Annotated in this window: 21 protein-coding genes; 15 read left to right on the top strand and 6 right to left on the bottom strand. The window is 37.7% G+C overall.

The features are described from left to right. Positions 1 to 45 precede the first annotated feature (45 nt). From LB467_RS07590 to tsaB, 13 genes are all read left to right on the top strand, one after another. A complete protein-coding gene (locus LB467_RS07590) occupies positions 46 to 1,026 on the top strand; it encodes a cytochrome c oxidase subunit 3 (RefSeq protein WP_224473436.1) in 981 nt (326 codons plus the stop codon). An 18-nt stretch (positions 1,027 to 1,044) separates the two neighbouring features. Next, positions 1,045 to 1,407 carry a cytochrome C oxidase subunit IV family protein gene (locus LB467_RS07585; RefSeq protein WP_224473435.1) on the top strand — a complete coding sequence of 121 codons (363 nt, stop codon included), beginning with the start codon at positions 1,045 to 1,047 and terminating at the stop codon, positions 1,405 to 1,407. A gap of 84 nt (positions 1,408 to 1,491) precedes the next feature. Beyond that, entirely contained in the window at positions 1,492 to 2,136 is a 645-nt protein-coding gene (locus tag LB467_RS07580; protein ID WP_224473434.1) for a hypothetical protein, read from the top strand. Between the two features lies 1 nt (position 2,137). Next, on the top strand, positions 2,138 to 2,875 hold the full coding sequence (locus LB467_RS07575; RefSeq protein WP_224473433.1) for an SCO family protein: 738 nt from the start codon (positions 2,138 to 2,140) through the stop codon (positions 2,873 to 2,875). Further along, positions 2,872 to 3,411 carry a DUF420 domain-containing protein gene (locus LB467_RS07570; protein WP_224473432.1) on the top strand — a complete coding sequence of 180 codons (540 nt, stop codon included), beginning with the start codon at positions 2,872 to 2,874 and terminating at the stop codon, positions 3,409 to 3,411. The genes LB467_RS07575 and LB467_RS07570 overlap by 4 nt, the downstream gene beginning before the upstream one ends. A gap of 91 nt (positions 3,412 to 3,502) precedes the next feature. Beyond that, complete coding sequence (locus LB467_RS07565) at positions 3,503 to 3,736, top strand: hypothetical protein (protein WP_224473501.1); 234 nt, start codon at positions 3,503 to 3,505, stop codon at positions 3,734 to 3,736. A 104-nt stretch (positions 3,737 to 3,840) separates the two neighbouring features. Beyond that, a complete protein-coding gene (locus tag LB467_RS07560; RefSeq protein WP_224473431.1) occupies positions 3,841 to 4,542 on the top strand; it encodes an ABC transporter ATP-binding protein in 702 nt (233 codons plus the stop codon). Further along, positions 4,535 to 5,782: an ABC transporter permease gene (locus LB467_RS07555; RefSeq protein WP_224473430.1), complete on the top strand. Its 1,248-nt coding sequence runs from the start codon at positions 4,535 to 4,537 to the stop codon at positions 5,780 to 5,782. The genes LB467_RS07560 and LB467_RS07555 overlap by 8 nt, the downstream gene beginning before the upstream one ends. Position 5,783: 1 nt before the next feature. Continuing rightward, the gene (locus tag LB467_RS07550) at positions 5,784 to 7,049 is read left to right on the top strand and encodes an ABC transporter permease (RefSeq protein ID WP_224473429.1); all 1,266 of its coding nucleotides are present in this window, start codon (positions 5,784 to 5,786) and stop codon (positions 7,047 to 7,049) included. 35 nt (positions 7,050 to 7,084) lie between these two features. Next, positions 7,085 to 8,203, top strand: a complete 1,119-nt coding sequence (locus tag LB467_RS07545; protein WP_224473428.1) for an efflux RND transporter periplasmic adaptor subunit — start codon at positions 7,085 to 7,087, stop codon at positions 8,201 to 8,203. Positions 8,204 to 8,264: 61 nt separating this feature from the next. Next, on the top strand, positions 8,265 to 9,704 hold the full coding sequence (locus LB467_RS07540; RefSeq protein ID WP_224473427.1) for a TolC family protein: 1,440 nt from the start codon (positions 8,265 to 8,267) through the stop codon (positions 9,702 to 9,704). A 3-nt stretch (positions 9,705 to 9,707) separates the two neighbouring features. Further along, positions 9,708 to 10,940, top strand: a complete 1,233-nt coding sequence (locus tag LB467_RS07535; protein WP_224473426.1) for an efflux RND transporter periplasmic adaptor subunit — start codon at positions 9,708 to 9,710, stop codon at positions 10,938 to 10,940. A 15-nt stretch (positions 10,941 to 10,955) separates the two neighbouring features. Then, positions 10,956 to 11,615 (top strand): tRNA (adenosine(37)-N6)-threonylcarbamoyltransferase complex dimerization subunit type 1 TsaB, encoded by a 660-nt coding sequence (gene tsaB / locus LB467_RS07530; protein ID WP_224473425.1) that lies wholly within the window; start codon positions 10,956 to 10,958, stop codon positions 11,613 to 11,615. On the opposite strand, the gene LB467_RS07525 is transcribed toward tsaB, so the two are convergent. The 3 genes from LB467_RS07525 to LB467_RS07515 form a co-directional block, all read right to left on the bottom strand. After that, complete coding sequence (locus LB467_RS07525; RefSeq protein WP_224473424.1) at positions 11,612 to 12,499, bottom strand: mechanosensitive ion channel family protein; 888 nt, start codon at positions 12,497 to 12,499, stop codon at positions 11,612 to 11,614. The genes tsaB and LB467_RS07525 overlap by 4 nt on opposite strands. Before the next feature lie 73 nt (positions 12,500 to 12,572). Beyond that, positions 12,573 to 14,615 (bottom strand): thioredoxin domain-containing protein, encoded by a 2,043-nt coding sequence (locus LB467_RS07520; RefSeq protein ID WP_224473423.1) that lies wholly within the window; start codon positions 14,613 to 14,615, stop codon positions 12,573 to 12,575. 67 nt (positions 14,616 to 14,682) lie between these two features. Beyond that, on the bottom strand, positions 14,683 to 14,883 hold the full coding sequence (locus LB467_RS07515) for a dodecin family protein (RefSeq protein WP_224473422.1): 201 nt from the start codon (positions 14,881 to 14,883) through the stop codon (positions 14,683 to 14,685). A 296-nt stretch (positions 14,884 to 15,179) separates the two neighbouring features. Between LB467_RS07515 and LB467_RS07510 the strand changes: the two genes are divergently transcribed. After that, positions 15,180 to 17,432, top strand: coding sequence for an inorganic phosphate transporter (locus tag LB467_RS07510; protein ID WP_224473421.1), 2,253 nt, complete (start codon positions 15,180 to 15,182; stop codon positions 17,430 to 17,432). Positions 17,433 to 17,443: 11 nt separating this feature from the next. On the opposite strand, the gene LB467_RS07505 is transcribed toward LB467_RS07510, so the two are convergent. Then, a complete protein-coding gene (locus LB467_RS07505; protein WP_224473420.1) occupies positions 17,444 to 18,367 on the bottom strand; it encodes a NifU family protein in 924 nt (307 codons plus the stop codon). Between the two features lie 60 nt (positions 18,368 to 18,427). On the opposite strand from LB467_RS07505, the gene LB467_RS07500 reads away from it, so the two are divergent. Further along, the gene (locus tag LB467_RS07500) at positions 18,428 to 19,486 is read left to right on the top strand and encodes a PorP/SprF family type IX secretion system membrane protein (protein WP_224473419.1); all 1,059 of its coding nucleotides are present in this window, start codon (positions 18,428 to 18,430) and stop codon (positions 19,484 to 19,486) included. On the opposite strand, the gene murI is transcribed toward LB467_RS07500, so the two are convergent. Together murI and LB467_RS07490 are read right to left on the bottom strand one after the other, a co-directional pair. Next, a complete protein-coding gene (murI, locus tag LB467_RS07495) occupies positions 19,483 to 20,280 on the bottom strand; it encodes a glutamate racemase (protein ID WP_224473418.1) in 798 nt (265 codons plus the stop codon). The two genes, LB467_RS07500 and murI, sit on opposite strands and share 4 nt — an antisense overlap. Before the next feature lie 70 nt (positions 20,281 to 20,350). After that, complete coding sequence (locus LB467_RS07490) at positions 20,351 to 20,860, bottom strand: OmpH family outer membrane protein (RefSeq protein ID WP_224473417.1); 510 nt, start codon at positions 20,858 to 20,860, stop codon at positions 20,351 to 20,353. Positions 20,861 to 20,870 lie beyond the last annotated feature (10 nt).

Genomic DNA, 20,870 nt, shown 5'->3' with positions numbered 1-20,870 from the left:
AATTGCGTATTTTTGCGCAATACTTAAAAATTTAAATACTCTTCTATGGAAGCTACTGTTGTTAGAACAGGCACCGAAGGTAAAACCTGGGGTGGTGGAAATGAACCTTTAAAGTCCAGCTATGGCAAAATGATGATGTGGTTTTTCATCGTTTCCGATGCACTTACCTTCTCTGGTTTTCTTGCAGCTTATGGATTTTCGCGATTTAAATTTCTGGATTCATGGCCAATTGCCGATGAAGTTTTTAATCACTTTCCATTTTTACACGGGGTAGATGCTCCAATGTATTACGTGGCATTAATGACTTTTATTCTTATTTTTTCTTCGGTAACTATGGTATTGGCAGTAGATGCCGGTCACCAGTTGAAGAAAGGAAAAGTTACTTTTTATATGTTCCTAACCATTATTGGTGGGGTTATTTTCCTTGGTTCTCAAGCATGGGAATGGAAAAATTTTATCAATGGTACTTATGGGGCAGTTTATACTAATGGAGGTAATGTGCTGCAGTTTATCGATGGTGAAGGTCACAGGGTGGCTCTTGCCGATATTGCAGTTCCGGAAGCATCAGTAAGAGTAGAACATGAGGCCAGAAGTGGAGTATGGTTTGAAAGTGAAAGATCTTTACCGTCTTATTCTATAGAAGAAGTAAAAGCTGGTTTTGCTGCAAATCCAGATCTTTTAATAAGAACGCAAATAATGACTGAGGAGGGTGAAAAAACTATCCTTTCCCGCGAGGAATCCTTGGCTAAATTAGATAGCGAAGCCGTTGGCGTGGTAGAAGGCGCTAACCTAACCCGTAATGAATATGGGCCACCATTGTTTGGTGATTTCTTTTTCTTTATTACCGGTTTTCACGGTTTCCACGTTTTTTCAGGGGTGCTTATCAACATCATTATTTTCTTCAATGTGATTCTTGGAACCTATGAGCGTAGAAAGAATTACGAAATGGTAGAAAAAGTAGGTCTTTACTGGCACTTTGTAGATTTAGTTTGGGTATTTGTTTTTACATTCTTTTACCTGGTATAATTTCAGAAATAAATAAAAATGGCACACGATACAGCACATCATCACGAATCTAATACAAAAAGGATCTGGACGGTTTTTGTAATCCTATCCATAGTTACACTTGTAGAAGTTGTTTTGGGGATTTTAAAACCCGAATTTTTAACCGGAACTTCTTTTTTAAGTATGTCGCTCCTTAACTGGATCTTTATCATACTTACAATTTATAAAGCCTATTATATTGCCTGGTCTTTTATGCATCTTGAGGGGGAAACCAAAGGGCTGCGAAGGGCGATAGTTTGGACGGCGGTCTTTCTTGTTAGTTACCTTATTTTTATACTTCTCACAGAGGGAGACTATATTTATGAGGTATTTAAAAATAACCACGTAGCCTGGGATTTTTAAAAGACCTAAAAGTTAAAAATGTATAGAAAGGCGGTTTTGTAAAACCGTCTTTTTATTTTTGCATCCACTTCTATAGACAGGACTATGAAAAAGTTTTTGGTACTTTTAGTGCTCTTCGCATTGCCTATTATTGCTTATATGTTTTTCGCTTCAGGGCAAAATAATTTTGCCAAATTACCTGTTTTAACCGAAGGGGTTAATGATGTTTCAGAATTTGAAAGCCTCGATGGCGAACAGGTTAGTTTAAAAGATAAAATAAGTATTGTGGCTTTCTTTGGGAAAGATCTTGATAACCTAAAAGGAAATACCTTTAATCTCGATCAAAAAATCCTTGAAAAATATTACGAATTCAATGATTTTCAATTTATGGTTGTTTTACCGGCAGAAGCCAGGGAAGAAGCCGAAAGGTTTAAAGAAGAGTTTAGCGGTATTTCTGAAACCGAAAAATGGAAATTCATTTTTGGAACTTCAGCAGAAGTAAAAGAGATTTTTAAAAGCTTCAATACTCCGCATCAGCTGCAAGACACATACACTCCCTACGTTTTTATAGTAGATAAAGAACTAAACTTAAGAGGTCGCGATGAAGATGAAGACTTTGGGAAAGTTTACGGGTATGATTCCCGTTCAGTTGCAGAGCTTAGTGATAAAATGAATGATGATGTAAAGGTGATTCTTGCGGAATACAGGCTGGCTTTAAAAAAGAACAACGCCGAAAGAAAAAATAATTGAAATGAAAAAAAAATATTCTTATATAGGTCTTTCGCTTATCATTCTAATTTTTGGAATAATTGTTATTCCTAAAATTGTTGACACCATAAGTAGTGGTGAAGTAGTGAAATCAGATAGGTTGAATATTAAAGGAGCCGAAAAAGCATTGAATACTGATAAGGCGCTTGTTTATATCGAAATAAACGGAAGGAAAAAGAAGGCTCCTGATTTCGAATTAATAAACCAGGATGGTGATACCATTACAAATAAAGATTATCTGGGAAAAGTTTATGTGGCCGAATTCTTTTTTACAACCTGCCCAACTATTTGTCCTATTATGAACCAAAACCTGGTAGAGGTTCAGGATGAATTTCAAAACATAGAAGATTTTGGGATTGCTTCTTTTACCATAGATCCGAAACACGACACGCCCGAAGTTTTGAAGTCTTATGCTGAAAATTATGGAATAGACCATCCACACTGGAATTTATTGACTGGTGAAAAAGATTCAATTTATGGTCTCGCTAATGGAGGGTATAATATTTATGCCGGAGAAGATAGCGAGGTGGCCGGTGGTTTTGCCCATCAGGGACTATTCGCTTTGGTAGATAAGGAAGGTTATATCAGGTCCCGCCAGGATAATTATGGGAATCCAATTATTTATTATCGTGGTTCGGTAGAAAGAAATAAGACGGTTGCGGAAGGTGAAGAAGAACCCCAAATTGATATTTTAATTGAAGATATTAAAAAACTGCTGTGAAAAGGACACTAACAAAAACCGATAAAATCGCGGTCCCGGTTATTATTGCATTGTCTATACTGGTGCCAATTATAGTTCTAATTCTAATGTACCTGCCAGAACGTTATAACTTGTTTGGTTCGCAAACAGGAACATTTCCATTCTTTCACGCAGTTTTAAATGGTTCTACTGCCATTTTATTAATGTTAGGTTATTTTTTTATGAGTATCAGGGAGTACAAGTTGCACCGTAATGTAATGATTACCGCATTCGGACTTTCGGCTATATTTTTAGTTAGTTATGTGATCTCCAAAATAAGTAATGATCCTGTGCCTTATGGAGGTGAAGGTTTTTTAAGAACGGTGTATTTCTTTATTCTTATTACACATATTGTACTTTCTGCGATTATTGTTCCTTTGGTGCTTTTTACAATGTACCGGGGTTTAACCGGCGAATATGAAAAACATGCCAAAATTGCCCGCTGGACCTTTCCTATTTGGCTATACGTTGCAGTTACCGGGGTTTTGGTTTATGTGTTTATGTGGCCTTATTATTAAACTGAAATACTTACGAAGAATTTAAGTCTTAACAGCTACAACTGAAACTTGATAATAAAATTTATTAAATTTGCATTTAGAAATTATCGCTATGAAAATCAGGTTGTTATTACTTTTCTTCTTTTTGCTTTTGCTGCCTGAATTAGCCAAAGCACAATGCTCCATGTGTCGTGCGGTTTTAGAAAGTGATACCGATCAAAGCGCTGCAGAAGGTATTAATAACGGTATTGTTTACTTAATGGCTTTTCCATATTTGCTGGTTGGCGGTTTAGGTTATTTTATTTACCGTTCTCGTAAAAAAGCAAAAAAATCTGGAGAGGCTTAAGTACTTCAAATATTTTCTTAAATAAAATGTAACTTTTTCTCTTTCGCAGAGTCTTATGGGTGACGCTTTTCAATAAAAAGTTAGCAATCTGTAATTATACTGCGATGATAGAAATTAAAGATCTTCATAAGTCCTATAAAATGGGTAGTAATTCACTACACGTTTTAAAAGGGATTAATTTTAGCGTTGCTGAAGGAGAACTTGTTTCTATCATGGGATCTTCAGGATCGGGAAAATCTACCCTGTTAAATATTCTAGGAATGCTCGATGAAGCCGATGAAGGTTCTTATACGCTGGATGGCGTCGCAATTAAAAACCTTAACGAAAAAATAGCAGCCCGCTATCGTAATAAATTCCTGGGTTTCATTTTTCAATCTTTTAATCTTATTTCTTATAAAAATGCCTTGGATAATGTGGCCCTTCCGTTGTATTACCAGGGAATTAAACGTGGTGAACGTATAGATAAGGCAATGAGTTACCTGGAAAAAGTTGGTCTTGCCGATTGGGCAGGGCATTTACCAAATGAACTTTCCGGAGGGCAAAAACAACGGGTCGCCATTGCGAGGGCTCTTGCCAGTGATCCAAAAGTGCTTTTAGCCGACGAACCTACGGGAGCTTTAGATTCAAAAACATCTTATGATGTTATGAATTTAATTCAGGAAATTAACGATGAAGGCCGAACCATACTTGTAGTAACCCATGAACCCGATATTGCTGCAATGACAAAGAGGATCGTCAATTTAAAAGACGGTAGAATAATTCAGGATACGAAAGTCAATCAAGTAAGAGCGCAGCAAAATGTTTGAGTTAGAACGCTGGGAAGAGATCTTTGATACGATTCGTAAAAACAAACTACGAACGTTTTTAACTGGACTTTCGGTAGCTTCGGGGATTTTTATTTTGGTGGTTCTACTGGGAATTGGCGAAGGAATGCGTAATGGTATTTCGCAGGAATTTCAAAACGACGCTGCAAACATTATGTATGTGTACACCGGGGTTACTTCTAAGGAATATAAAGGGCTAAACCCGGGGAGAAGAATTCAGATGAAAAATGAAGACTTTAATTACACAGCTTTAAAATACCAGGATGATTTAGAATACAAATCTTCCCTTTTTCGCATATGGAGTGGATTAGTCAATTACGGAAAAGAATCAGGTTCTTATCGCGTTGAAGGCGTTTATCCCGATTATCAGTTTCTGGAAAACAGTGGTATGTTGGAGGGACGCTTTGTGAATTATAAAGACGATAAAAACTTTGAAAAAGTTGTTGTCCTCGGTAAAAAAGTTAGAGACGATCTTTTTAAGGATCGTAAGGATCCAGTTGGCGAATATGTGCAAATTTCAGGTATTAATTTTAAAGTGATTGGCGTTTTTACCGATCCTGGTGGGGAAAGGGAAGAAAGCCGTGTTTTTATGCCTATTTCTACCGCGCAACGCGTTTTTGGCGGGGGTAACAATATTGCGAATATGGCTTTCACTTTACAACCCGAAGATAATTTTGAAGCTGCCCTTGCCGCTTCTAATCATTTTTCAGCCGAGATTGAAAACCAGCTTAAAGAAACGCATACCATTGCTCCTGATGATGATAGCGCGGTTAGCATTAATAATTCGCTGGAAAACGCTAAACGTTTCTATGACCTTATGGATATGATAAAATTCTTCTTTTGGGGAGTTGGTATTTGTACCATTATCGCCGGGGTTGTTGGTGTGAGTAATATTATGCTCATTATCGTAAAAGAAAGAACAAGAGAAATAGGAATACGAAAAGCTCTTGGTGCAGAGCCGCTCTCCATAGTGGGAATGGTATTGCACGAATCTATTTTTGTAACCGCAATTGCCGGATTTATGGGCCTTATTGCAAGTTTATTATTGTTGGAATTTGTTGGGCCGCTTATAGAAACCCAGTATATCTCCAATCCTGCAGTTAATTTTAATGTGGCACTTACCACCGTCTTCATTTTGGTGATTGCCGGTGCAATCGCCGGGTTTTTCCCTGCATGGAGAGCTGCGAGAATCAAACCCATTGTAGCATTAAGAGACGAATAATATGTTTAGCAGGGATAAATGGAGCGAAATAATTGAAGCACTAAGCTCGAATTGGTTTAGAACCATACTTACAGCTTTTGGGGTAATGTGGGGGATTTTCATACTCGTTATTTTACTGGCGGCCGGTAAAGGCCTCGAAAATGGAGTAAAGCAGGGTTTTGGTGGGATTGCGACCAATACGATGTTTATGTGGACGCAAACTGTATCCAAACCATATAAAGGTTTGCCTAAAGGCCGGCGCTATAACTTTAAAACAGCTGATGTGGAGGCTCTTCGGGAAAACGTACCGGGACTTCGGTTTATCTCTCCAAGAAATCAGTTGGGTGGCTTCGGCGGAAATAACAACGTGGTGCGCGGTCTTCAAACCGGCGCATTTAATGTGTATGGCGATTATCCCGAGATCATTCAGCAGGAACCTATGGATGTTACATCCGGCCGATTTATTAATTACCTGGATATACAACAAAAAAGAAAGGTTGCAATAATTGGAGATGGAGTAAAAAGGGAGCTTTATGATAAAGATGAAGAAGTTATAGGGAGTTATCTTAAAATTAACGGGGTCAATTTTATGGTAATTGGCACCTATAAGAAAAAAGGCGGTGGGGGTGGAAACGTTGAGGAAGCTCAGAAAGAAATTTATGTTCCATTTACCGCGTTTTCCCAGGCTTTCAATATGGGAGATACGGTAGGCTGGATGGCGATAACTGCCCAGGATGAAAACTCTATTACCAGTTTAAAATCAAGCATTCTGGACCTTATTAAAAGCAGGCATTCCATACACCCGGAGGATGATAGGGCCGTAGGTAATTTTGATCTGTATGAGGAATTTAGCAAAATAAACGGTTTGTTCGTGGCTTTAAAAGCCGTGGCTTATTTCGTGGGGATCCTGGTATTACTATCCGGTATTATTGGGATTAGTAACATCATGTTAATTGTAGTAAAAGAAAGGACCAACGAAATTGGGGTAAGACGTGCCCTGGGTGCTACGCCCTGGTCTATTAGGGGTCAAATTTTAATGGAATCTATTTTCCTTACGATTATTTCAGGAATGGCCGGGATTATTTTTGCAACAGGAATAATTGCGGGAATTAATTACGCCTTGAGCGGAATGGATACTTCAGAAATGATGTTTGCGAATCCTAGTGTAGATTTAGGGGTGGTCCTTACCGCCCTGGCAATTTTAGTATGTTCAGGATTATTGGCAGGACTTATTCCGGCGCAGAATGCTATTAAAATTAAACCTGTGGATGCCCTTAGAACAGAATAACAAGAAAAAGTAAAGAAGATAAATACAATCAAAAAATGAAAAAAACAGTTACCATCTCAATTTTAGTATTGATCGCCGTTGTTTTTGTAGGCGCGTTATACTATTTGTTTCAGAAAAATCAGGAGGGTCCTACGGTTTATGAAACCGAGCAGGCCTCAATAGAAACCATCGTGAAGAAAACCGTGGCGACGGGAAATATTGTCCCGAAGGAAGAAGTGCTTATAAAACCTAATATCTCGGGAATTATAGATGAAATATATATTGAAGCCGGAGAGAAAGTGAAGGCCGGCGATCTTATCGCAAAAATTCGGGTGATTCCAAATGTTAATTCATTGCAAAGTGCAAAAGATGCTGTTGCGACCGCAAAGATTAATTTGGATAACGAGCAAAAAACCTTTGAAAGGCAAAAGTCTTTGTTTGAAAAAGGAGTGATTTCTCAAAACGATTTTGATAATGCTGAAGCCAACTATCAAAGAATGCAACAGAACTACCGCTCTGCTCAGCAAAATTTTGAGATTGTACAAACCGGGACCACAAGTGGGATAGGTAGCGCTGCCAACACGCTTATTAGATCTACGGTAGACGGGATGGTTTTAGACGTGCCGGTGCGTGTTGGAAACCAGGTAATAGAAAGCAACAATTTTAACGACGGGACTACCCTGGCCACCCTTGCCGATGTTAACGAAATGATTTTTGAAGGAAAAGTTGACGAAAGTGAAGTTGGAAAAATAAAAGAAGATTTGCCGCTGGAGGTAACTGTTGGTGCAATAGAAAATAAAACTTTTAATGCGATTTTAGATTATATCGCTCCAAAAGGGATAGATGAAAATGGAGCGATTCAGTTTGAAATAAAGGGGACTTTAGATAAGGCCGATACTACTTTTATTCGCGCCGGTTTAAGTGCAAATGCCTCTATTATTTTAGATAGGGCAGATGAGGTTTTGGCAATTAAAGAAGCGCTTGTTCAGTTTGATCCAAAAACTCAGGAGCCGTTTGTTGAAGTTGAAACCGGAGACCAGCAATTTGAAAGAAGGGATTTAGAACTGGGAATTAGTGATGGAATTCAAGTAGAAGTGAAAAACGGTATTTCTAAAGACGATAAAATTAAGGTTTGGAATAGGGTAAAACCAAGTCCGGAATTTGCCGGAAGGTAGATTTCATCTCAAAATGTAACAAGTTTAGAATATCACAGACTCATCAACTAGAATCCCGATTATGAAAAAATACAGCTTACTAACCATATTTTTATTTTCAGCTTTATTTGCACAAGCCCAGGAAAACAACAAATGGACACTTCAGGAATGTGTTAATTATGCCCTGGAAAACAATATTTCAGTAAAACAGAGCGAGCTCGATGTAGAGATGGCAGAACTGGGCAGAAGGGATGCGATTGGTAATTTTCTTCCAAACGTAAACGCTTCAGCAACGAACTCCTGGAACACAGGTCTTACCCAAAACGTAACTACAGGTATTTTACAGACACAAACTACAAGAAACTTTTCCGCAGGGGTTACCGCAAGTATGAATCTTTTTGACGGACTTAGAAATTTTAAACAATTACAACGTGCCAAAATCTCACAGCTTGCCACCCAATATGCGTTGGACAAGATGAAAGATGATATTACGCTTTTCGTGGCCGATTCTTATTTGCAGGTGCTTTTTAATAAGCAAAACCTTGAAATTCTTAGAATGCAAAACGAAGTTACCCAGGAGCAAATGGAAAGAACCAGGGAACTGGTAGATGCCGGCTCATTGCCACAGGGGGATCTTCTGGAAATTGAAGCTACTAATGCCGATGAACGCCAACGAATAATTGTGGCTCAGAACAATATTAGGATTTCCCTTATAAGTTTAGCGCAAACGCTTCTTATTAAAGATTATGAGAATTTTGATATTGTAGAAAGGGATTACGATATTTTTGGGATAGAAATACTGGATAATACTGTAGATGATATTGTAGAGCAAGCCAAAGAAGAAAGATCTGAGATTAGAATTGCTGAAGCCAACAGGGAACTGGCGCTAAAAGATGTTGAAATTGCCAGGGGAGCTTACTATCCCAGTGTAGGAGCTTTTTTCAACTACAATACCAGGGAATCTGGTAATGCAAGAATAGTTGGTGCAGAAATAGACCCGAATGATCCTACCCGGCAAATTGGGGTAGTAGAACAAACCGGTGATATAGTGGTTGCTCCAAATATGATGTCTACAATTGGCAGCCCATTACCATTTTTTGATCAATTAGCGCGAAATGATGGTATGACTTATGGGCTTCAGGTTAGTGTGCCAATTTTTAACGGTTTGGCTACCAGAATCCAGGTTAGAAGAAGCCAGGTGAATGCAAAGCGGGCTGAGTACGAATTAGAACAGGCAGAGCTGGATCTTGAAGCAAATGTTTACCAGGCTTATGTTGATGCCGAAGGAGCTTTTGAAGCTTACGAAGCGGCTCTGGTTGCAGCAAATGCACAGGAGCAGGCTTTTGACTATTCTACACAACGTTTTGATGTAGGAATCTCTAATGCTTTTGAATTTAGCCAGGCAAAATTAAGGTATGAAAACGCACAAAGTGAAGTGCTTAGAACCAAATATGATTATATTTTTAAATTAAAAGTACTTGAATTATATTTTGGAGTACCTGTGAGCGATCTTAAATTTTAAATTATGAAGAAAAAGACTCTATTTATAATTATCGGAATTGCTCTCGCGCTTATTGTCCTGCTTATAGTAGGCAAAAAAGCCGGCTGGTTTGGTAAGTCTGGTAATTTTAAAGAAGTAGAAATTACTAAAATTGAACCTATAAATATTATAGAAACTGTTTCGGCCACAGGGAAAATTCAACCTGAGATTGAAGTAAAATTATCTTCTGAAGTTTCAGGAGAAATAATTGAACTTCCTATAGTTGAAGGACAGGCGGTAGAAAAGGGAGATTTATTGGTTAGGGTAAACCCCGATATTTATCAGTCTAGCGTAAATAGAGCCCAGGCTGGGCTGGAAACTTCAAGGGCAAATTATGCCCAGGCAGAAGCAAGTTTAAAACAAGCTGAAGCCAATTATAACCGAAATAAAAGTCTTTTTGAAAAAGGAGTGATTTCTAAAGCTGAGTGGGACAGAATTGTCTCAGAATATGAAGTGGCGCAGGCCAATAAAGAGTCGGCTTATTATAATATGCAAAGCACTGCAGCTACGGTAAAGGAAGCCACCGATAACCTAGGGAGAACTAATATTTACGCTCCTATGACAGGTACGATCTCAAAACTTGATGCCGAACTTGGTGAAAGGGTAGTAGGAACCCAGCAAATGGCCGGTACCGAAATTCTTAGGGTAGCCAACCTTACCAATATGGAAGTTGTAGTAGATGTTAATGAGAACGATATCGTAAAGGTAGAGGTTGGAGATTCTACCATAGTTGAGGTAGATGCTTATTTGGGGAAAGAGTTTGATGGAATTGTTACTGAAATTTCAAATTCGGCTGATGCCGCGCTTACTACAGATCAGGTGACAAATTTTAAGGTGAAAGTTCGTATTTTAGAGGAATCGTATAAAGATCTTATAGAAGGAAAAGCAGATAATTATTCTCCCTTTAGACCTGGTATGACGGCTACGGTAGACATAATCACTAATAGAAAAGACAATATTATAGGTATACCAATTAGTGCTATTGTAATTAAAACCGATACCACAGCAGGCAAAAGTGGCAATGAAAAATATGAGGCTGTTTTTTTAAAAGAAGGTGAAAAGGCAGAACTTAGAAAAGTTTCTACCGGAATCCAGGACGATAGTAATATTGAAATTACTGAAGGTTTGGCTGAGGGTGAGACCGTGATAACAGGGCCTTATAATACTGTTACAAAAAGCCTGAAAGAAGGTGACGATGTTGAAGTAACTAATAAATAAGAAAAACTAGAGGATTTGGCATTAATACTTTGTTTAGAAACCGCTACTACAAATTGTTCTGTTGCACTTTCACAAGACGGGGCTATAGTGGCGCTCAAGGAAGATAAAAGCAATAACTATTCGCACGCTGAGAAGTTACACGTTTTTATAGATGAAATTCTAAAAGAAAATAACTTAAGTGTAGCAGATCTTAATGCGATTGCTGTAAGTAAAGGCCCAGGTTCCTATACTGGATTAAGGATAGGAGTCTCTACTGCCAAGGGTTTATGTTTTTCGCTGGATATTCCACTAATTTCTATTGCAACCCTGGCCTCTTTAGCAGCGCAGATAAAACTGGAAAAAGGATTTGTGATCCCTATGTTGGATGCACGAAGAATGGAAGTCTACTCGGCTGTTTTCGATAAAGGTTTAAATGAAATAAGAGAAACTAAAGCTGAGGTTTTGGATAAAAATTCTTTTGCTGAATTTTTAGAAAAGGATAGGACTGCTTTCTTAGGAAATGGCGTAGAAAAATTTGAAGCCATTTTTGCCCATCCAAACGCCGAATTTATCACAGATAAATTACCATCTGCAAGGGAAATGTGCAGTTTAGCAGAAGCCAAATATAAAATAAGCGACACCGAAGATGTCGCCTATTTTGAACCTTATTATTTAAAAGATTTTATTGCCGGTTAATCGGCGGTATTCGAGGTGTTAATCTTTTTTGATCTCTTTTCTACAGTACCATTCATCTTGGTCTGGTCGTATAGGTAAACATCTCGCTGAGGATATGGAATTGTCATACCTGCTTCTTCCAGTCTTATTTTACCCTCCTCAATCATATACCAATGTAAATCCCAGAATTTACTGTTTTCAGCAAAATATCTCACTGAAAAGTTTACTGAATCAGCTCCAAGTTCGGAAACGATAATTTGTGGTGGCGGGTCTTTTAATACATTTTCCTGCTCCTCTACAAGGTTTCTAAGTACTTCTTTAGCCTTTTTCAAATCGTCGTCATAAGAGATTCCGAAGCTTAGATTTTCTTTTCTTGTGCCATTAAAACTGTAATTTATAATATTGTCATTACTTAGATCTCCATTCGGGATTACAGCACGTTGGTTTCCAAAAGTGTCAATTTTGGTATAAAATAAAGTGATTTCTACAACAGATCCAGAGATTCCCTGTGCTTCTATCCAGTCACCAACTTTGAAAGGTTTTAAAACAATAAGCAAAACACCACCGGCCAGGTTAGAAAGTGATCCCTGCATGGCAAGACCAATCGCTAAACCTGCAGCACCAATCGCGGCTACTAAAGATGCGCTTTGTACCCCCAGCTGTGTAATTACCAGCACAAAGAGTATAATGCGAAGTCCCCACCTCGTAGCATTTACGGTGAAAATTTCTAAGGTTTTATCATAATCTTTCTTTTGAAATAATTTACCTATATACTTAACGATAATACCTATTATCCAAAGTCCGATAAAAAGAAGCGCAAGTGCTCCCAATAATGTTGGTAAATAATCAATAAACTTTTCTGCGTATTCTCTTGCGATGGCGCCCCAATCGTTTATTTTATCCATGCTATCAATCTTTTTGGAGCAACAAATTGAATATATTTTTTTATTTATAAGAAAGTTTAATGTTTAATTTTTGTTAAAAATGTTTCATCTTTTTAATAGAATCTTCTACAGAATTTAGGGGTAGATCACATTTTCCGTCACTGCAGATGTAAATTAAATCCTGATTTTCTTTAAACCTGTTTTTTAAGAGTGATATTTCAGAAGCACCTTTACTACCGGCAAAAATTGTATTTGGTAGGAATTCCTGTTGAAGCTCTTTCTTTATCGAATGAGCATTTTTTCCTGTGATCGCTATTTCATAAAAGGTTTCAGTGAAATTAAGCACTAAATCCAACCAGTTCGCATAAGATTGCGGGTAGGTTTTAATTTGCGGTTGTACTGTTTTTAGCATTCTGGCTGCCAGGTCGTAATAATCCCGATTACCGGTTATTTTAGCAACCTTGAATAAATTTTTAGCCATAACCGAGTTTGATGCCGGCATTACATTATCATTTAGCTCATAAGTTCTGGTAATTAAGGCTTCATCTTTTGAAGAAGTAAAATAAAAAAGTCCGGTATTTTTATCCTGAAAATCTTCAAAGCAAACCGAGATTAAATGCTCTGCAATTTCCAGCCATTTTTCTTCAAAAGTTGCTTCATATAAGTTGAGAAAAGCTTCGGTGCAAAAAACATAATCTTCCAAATAAGCATTTATAGAACTCTTTCCGTTTTTGAAGTTATGCCAAAGCCGAAAATCTTTCTTAAACTGATGCTTTTGAAGGAATTCCGCATTTTTTAGCGCTTTTTCGAGAAATTCCTGTGTATTAAAAGCTTTATAAGCATCGATATATCCATTAAGCATTAAGGCATTCCATGAGGTTAAACTTTTATCATCCAGTCCCGGTTTTGTTCTTTTATCTCGCTCTTTTTTTAGGATCTTGATCCAGTTTTCTTTCTTGGATTGTAGTTCAGTATGCCTAATATTAAATGTTTCAGCAATTGTTTTATCATTTTTAGACCGGATAAGCACATAATTATTTTCCTCCCATTTTCCGAAGGAATTTATATTATAATATGCTTCAAAAATTTTAAAATCTTCTTTTATTAAAGCCTGCAATTCTTCTTTTTTCCATACATAATAAGCACCTTCGGTTTTATTCCTGTTTTTATCTTCACTATCTGCATCCAGAGCTGAATAGAATGCGCCAGTAGTATCGGTAAGTTCGTCATTTACAAATTCCAGGGTTTTTAAAACCACTTCTTTATACCAATTGTCTTTTGTTAGGGAAAAAGCATCGCTATACAGGCTTACTAGCTGAGCGTTATCATAAAGCATTTTTTCAAAGTGGGGAACGTGCCAGCGTTCATCTACCGAGTAACGTGAAAACCCGCCGCCAATATGGTCAAAAACACCACCGTAAGAGATTTTATTAAGGCTGTGCAGGGAATGCTCAAGAAGGTCTTGATCTTTTAGCTGAACGCCGCTACGCAATAAAAATTCCTGGTTTACCGGAAGCATAAATTTTGGAGCCCCTTGCGAACCCCCATTTTTTTTATCGAATCCTTTTTTCCATTTTTCAAGGATTTCATTTAGAAAATCGGTAGAGAAGGGTGTTTCTTCTTCGGGAATTTCAATGAGCTGTAATTGCTGAAGCCCTTTTTCCAGCCTGGACGCATATTCTTTCATTTCATCTGGCTTGGTTTTATAAAGTCCCGAAAGTTGTTTTAAAGCATCCTTCCATTGCTCTTTTCTAAAATAGGTGCCACCCCAAACCGGCCGGCCATCGGGAAGGGCTACGATATTCATAGGCCAACCACCAGCACCGGTCATTATCTGTACTGCATTCATATAAACCTGGTCTATATCTGGGCGTTCTTCCCTATCGACTTTAATATTAATAAAGTGGGCGTTCATAATTTCAGCCACAGCTTCATCTTCAAAACTTTCATGTTCCATAACATGGCACCAATGGCAGGCAGAATAACCGACACTAATAAGTAAAAGTTTATCTTCTTTGCGGGATTTTTCCAGGCTTTTTGAATTCCAGGCCTCCCAGTTTACGGGATTATGCGCGTGTTGTAAAAGGTAAGGACTGGTCTCGTTAATTAGGCTATTGGTGAATTTTGGTGCGGACATATTTGTTTTTTAAAAGTAAAACGCTCCCTGGAATCCCAGGGAGCGTTGCCAATATTTTGAGTGAAAATTAACTGACTTCAAAAGAGATTTTTACATTAACCCTAAATTCGGTAATGTTTTCTCCATTTACAAGGGCGCTTTGATCTTTAACATAAACCGATTTTATATTCTTCACGGTTTTAGCTGCATGCTTCACTGCTTTTTTTGTGGCATCTTCCCAGCTTTCGGTAGAATTCGCCAAAATCTCAATTACTTTTATGATAGACATAATGGATTGGTATTATATTGTTACAATTCAATTTCCCTAAAAATAACAGGAATTTTTTCGGAAAAGGTAAATGGTCAAAAATCAGGGGATTTCACCGGGGCAACAAATATGGACCAATTTTTTTTCAAAAAAATGAATCCGGCTGAATTGCTTTAGTTTTTTAAGTTCAATTAAATATAAAAACGATAAAACTATACGCTAAGTAGTTGCTATTTAATTAAAGTTTTAATAACCTAAGGAAATGATTTATTAGGAAAAATTCACTGAATTTTACAGGTTAAAAGGATTTTATTTTCATGCAGGATGTTTATCTCATTATATTGGGAGTTTTATTTGTTCTCGCCATTACCGATTTAGTGGTAGGGGTGAGTAACGATGCTATTAATTTCCTGAATTCTGCAGTGGGGTCCAAAGCTGTTTCCCTGCGTTCTATCCTTATTATTGCAAGCCTTGGAGTTGCAGTAGGTGCTATATTTTCCAGCGGATTAATGGAAGTAGCCCGAAAAGGGATTTTTCTTCCGCAGGAATTCTATTTTGAAGAGATCATGGTCATATTTATGGCTGTTATGATAACTGATGTTTTACTGTTGGATTTCTTTAATTCCATGGGGCTGCCAACATCGACCACGGTATCCATAATGTTTGAATTGCTTGGGGCAGCGGTAAGTATTGCTCTTATAAAGATCTTTAAAACTACTAATGATATTACCCATCTGGCAGATTTTATAAATGTAGAAAAGGCTTCTGAAGTTATTTTAGGCATCTTGCTGGCTATTGTAATTGCATTTATAGCCGGGGCAGTAGTTCAGTATTTCTCCCGGCTGGTACTTTCTTTTAAATATGAAAGGAGACTGAAATATACCGGTGCTATTTTTGGTGGAGTTTCTCTTGCGGCTATCTTCTATTTTATCCTTATTAAAGGCCTTAATACTATGGCTTTTGTGTCTGATCATTTTGTAGAGGATGTGAATAATAATCGAATACAGGTGATTATTTTTAGCTTAATTGGTTTTACAATTCTTTCTAAAGTATTAATAAGCTTTTTCAGGGTCAATATCCTAAGAATAATTGTTATTGTAGGTACGTTTGCGCTAGCGCTGGCCTTCGCAGGAAACGATTTGGTGAATTTTATTGGTGTACCAATTGCAGCCTGGCAGTCTTACGAGATTTGGAGTGCATCTGGTGTAGCAGCTTCAGAATTATTGATGAGCGATCTCGCCGGAAGCGTTCCCACGCCCGAAATTATACTGATTTTTGCTGGTGGGGTAATGGTGCTTACCATCTGGTTTTCTGGAAAAGCCAGGGCTGTTGTAGATACCGGCGTAAAATTATCCAGGCAAAATGAAGGTTCAGAGCGGTTTGGAGCCAATTATTTATCCAGAACCATTGTTAGGTATTCTATAATATTTGGTGCCGCAGTTTCAGATGTACTTCCTGAAAACTTTCGCAAGAAAATAAATAATCAGTTTGAAACTCCTAAAACAAAGACTCAGGCAAGGGAAATTGCCCCCCCGGCATTTGATCTGGTAAGGGCTTCTGTGAATTTGGTAGTAGCCAGTGTTTTAATCTCTATGGGAACTAACCTGCAGCTACCGCTTTCAACAACTTATGTGACTTTTATGGTGGCTATGGGAACATCTTTAGCAGACAGGGCCTGGAACCAGGAAAGTGCTGTATATAGGGTTGCCGGAGTGCTGAATGTGATTGGAGGCTGGTTTGTTACCGCTTTGGTAGCATTCTTTGGTGCAGCGATTTTTGCAGCAATAATCTATTTTGGAGGTTTAATCGCCATTGCTATTCTCGTATGTATAACTGCCTTTTTTATCGTTAAAAACACGATGTCTCACGCTAAAAAAGCGAAAGCAGATAAGCGTCAGAAAAGATATAAACGCACAGATATTATTACCATTAATGAAATTACCGCAGAGAGTTCGGTAAATATCTCCCAGGTGATTTCCGGTATTAGAAAGCGCTATACCAAAACCGTAGATAACCTGGGTTATCATGATCTCACAAAACTAAAAAAGAACAATAAAAAGGTTGGTGATCTTGAGAGCGAGGTAGATAATTTAAAAGGAAATATCTACTATTTTATCAGATCTCTTGATGAAGATTCGGTGGAAGCCAGTCGTTTTTATATTCATTTACTCGATTATTTGCAGGAGATGGTGAACTCTACTCGATACATTACCAGAAATTCTTTTGATCACGTAAATAACAATCACAAGAATCTGAAATTTAACCAAATTAGAGACCTGAAAAAGATTGATAAAAAGCTTCAGGAGTTATTTGAAGAGATAAAATACACTTTTGATGAACACGATTTTGAGCGTTTAGACGATATTCTTGCAGAGAAGCAAGAATTGCTAGATATGGTTTCAGAAATGATAGAGAAGCAAATTAATCGTATAAGGACTTCAGAAACCAGTCCTAAAAACACAAAACTTTATTTTGGGCTTCTACTGGAGTCTAAAGACCTTATTTCGTCTACACTTAACCTAATTCAATTATTCCGGGAATTTTATATTGAAGCTAAATCAACCCTTTAACAGCATTAGAATTATCCGTTAACAGCTTCTACGTAGTCTACTTTTCCGCGAAGCATATCCCTTAGCATCGTTTCAATTCCACTCTTAAGCGTCATTGTGGAAGACGGGCAACCGCTGCAAGCTCCCTGGAGAATTACTTTTACGGTTTTACTTTCAGAATTATAGGAATCAAACAGAATATTTCCACCATCGCTCGCAACAGCAGGTTTAATATATTCATCTAAAATTGCGATGACCTGTTTTGAAGTGTCGTCAAGATCTTTAATTTCCTGGCTCACCTCCGGATTTGCAGGATGGCTCGCTGCTTCGGTTTGTTGTGGAACTGAAGCTTCAGCTTTTAGGACCTCTTTCCCGTCTTGCAGGTAATTGGTGATAAATTCCCTTAATTCCAGAGTGATTTCTTCCCAATCGGCTACATCGTATTTGTGAATAGAAACGTAGTTGGAATCTATAAAAACTGCTTTTACAAAAGGAAAATGAAAAAGTTGCTGCGCAAGGGGCGCATCTTTAGCCTCATCTATATTTTTAAACTCCGCAGTTTTTAAAACCAGTTTTTTGTTGGCTACAAACTTCATTACTCCCGGGTTTGGAGTACTCTCTGCATAAACCGTAACCGGAACGTTTTTTGGCTTGTCGGTATCATCCTTTATTACCACGCCGCCTTTATTTAAGAATTCTTCTATTTGTGCACCAACTTCTACCTGCACATCATCCCATTCAACGATATCATATTTCTCTATGGCAATAAAATTTTGTGCGATATAAACCGTTTTTACAAAAGGTAAATAAAATAATTGCTGGGCTAGTGGGGATTTAGCCGCTTCATCTATATTATTAAACTCGTAATTTTCGTGCCGGGTTAGAAATTTGTTAGTCTCAAATTTTATAATTCCCGGTTTATTTGTGGCTTGTATATTTATGGTGAAAGTGTTCATATCATTTTTTTTGCAAAAGTACTAAAGAAAACTTAGTTAATCTATATCTTTACTTTTCTTATGGGGATTAGAACTTTATTTATCAGTTACTTTAAATCATTTTTTTTAGCTTTCCGATTTAGGTTTGCTATAAAATTCCTCTTAGTAATATTTTTTTTGTTTATATCGGGTATTTCGGCGAAAGCTCAGGAAGTAATCCCTATATATTCAGATTACCTAACCGATAATCTATATCTTATTCATCCTTCTATGGCTGGTGCAGCTAATAGAAGTCAAATAAGGCTTACTGCAAGGCAGCAATGGTTTGACGTAGATAATGCACCCAGCTTACAAACCCTGGCGGTTAATGGCAGGGTAGGAGATAAACTTGGCGTAGGCGGAATTGTATTTAACGACCAAAATGGTAATTTTTCTAAAATAGGTGCTTATGGTACAGTGGCTTATCATTTACTTTTTTCCCGTAGTGAATTAGACCTGAACCAGCTTTCTTTTGGAATAAGTGCCGGGATTATACAGCATAGATTAGATCAAAGCGGTTTTACCGAGTTTGATCCTATCGTAAACGGCAATAATGTTTCTGATGCTTTTGGGAATATGGATATTGGGATGTCTTATTACTATCTCGATTTCTATGCGCACCTTGCTGCTAAAAATATGATTTCTGTAAGACGGGAGCTTTTCTTTTCTGATGCCGTGCCCAGCAATCAACGTAAATATTTATTCTCTACCGGGTATGTTTTCGATAATTTTGGTGATTGGAGCTACGAACCTTCAATTTTATATCAACTTCGGGAAGCCACCAATGAAATGAATATCGATTTAAATATGAAATTTTACCGAAATGTTGATTTTGGCCAATTGTGGGGGGGGCTTTCTTATCGTAATAGTTTTGAAGGGGCTGAATATACTGCTCAAGGAGAAGAGGTCCAAAGTCAGCAGCTACGGTATATTACTCCTTTTGTTGGTTTGGACTACAAGAATTTTATGTTTGGCTATACTTTTAGCTACCAGTTTAATTCTGTGGTCTTGAGCAATAATGGTTTTCATCAACTCACTATTGGATACGATTTTGGAAAAAGCAGAAAACGTTGGTATTGTAAATGCCCGGCTGTTAATTAGAAATCCAGATAAGATACTTTATAGCCATTTTGAACAGCTTCAATTAAATTCTCTAACACCTTTGGATTGGTATTGCTAAAAAATTCTGGGATAGGCTTATGCGGTAATGTTTCCTTTAGTAATAGATTCTTTTCGCTAAGAATAGATCTGGTTTGCCTGGCTACCGCTTCTCCTGAATCTATAATCACTACATCTTTAGGCAGTAATTCTTCAAGGATAGGGATGAGGTATGGGTAGTGACTGCAACCCAAAACCAGGTAATCTATTTTATTTATAAAAAACGGTTCCAAAAGTTTTAGTAGGTGGCTTCGCATTTGAGGGGAATCTAGTTCTCCCGCTTCTATAAGTTCTACGAGGCCATGGCCTTCTACTTCTACTATGTTGATATTTCTAGCGTAAAAATCTGAAGTCTGGGAAAAGAGAGTGCTGGTTAAAGTTCCACGGGTGGCAAGGATCCCTATGGTTTTCGATTTTGAATTTAGAGCTGCCGGTTTAATTGCCGGTTCAATTCCTATAAACGGAATGGCATATTCATTCCTGAGGTCTTTAATGGCGTTTGTAGTGGCTGTGTTACAGGCAATCACAATAATCTTGGCGCCCATATCCAGCAACTTTTCCGTGTTTTTTCTGCTTAAATGCTTTATTTCTTCAATAGGCTTTTCACCGTACGGAGCGTTTTTACTATCGGCAAGATAAATGGTTCTTTCGTTGGGAAGTAGTTCGTGAATTTCCCTCCAAATGGAAGTTCCTCCTACACCAGAATCAAATATACCTATGGGTTGCGAATTGCTCATTGGTGCAAAAATAAAAACTGCGCCTAAAAGGGGCGCAGTTTTTATTCTTTATTTATGTATTGATTGAAAATTACATTCCCAACTCGGCTTTCACATCAGCCATAAGGTCTTTACCATCAGCAAGAATTACTCCTGTTCCAGTAGTAGAGTCAAGTACATAATCAAACCCTTGTTCTCTGGCAACCTTTTGGATAGCTTGACGGGCTCTTTCAATCACCGGTCTAATAAGGTCATTTTCTTTTTTCTGAAGTTCCTGTCTTGCTCTTTGGCTGTGTTCCTGGATTCTTCTTTCAGTTGCCTGAAGTTCACTCGCTCTTTTTGCGTTTTCTTCCTCTGTTACTGTTTCAGCTTCAGATTGGTAACGTTGCATAGTGTTTTGGGCTTCAGTCAACATATCTTTAATCTCGGCATCATAAGTTTTCTCTAACTTTTCAAGTTGAGACATTGCATCTTTGTAAGCCGGCATAGTTTCTACTAATTCCTGTGTAGCAACATGGGCAACTTTGCTTTGTGCGTTTGTAAATGCAGTAGCTCCTATGGTTAATGCAAGGGCTATAAAAAGTGTTCTGAATTGTTTCATTTTAATTGAT

It is taken from the genome of Salegentibacter tibetensis (assembly GCF_020164485.1).
In the GTDB taxonomy this organism is placed as follows: Bacteria; Bacteroidota; Bacteroidia; order Flavobacteriales; family Flavobacteriaceae; genus Salegentibacter; species Salegentibacter tibetensis.
The sequence above is the reverse complement of the archived record's forward strand: the minus strand, read 5'-3'. Positions and strand labels throughout refer to the sequence as shown.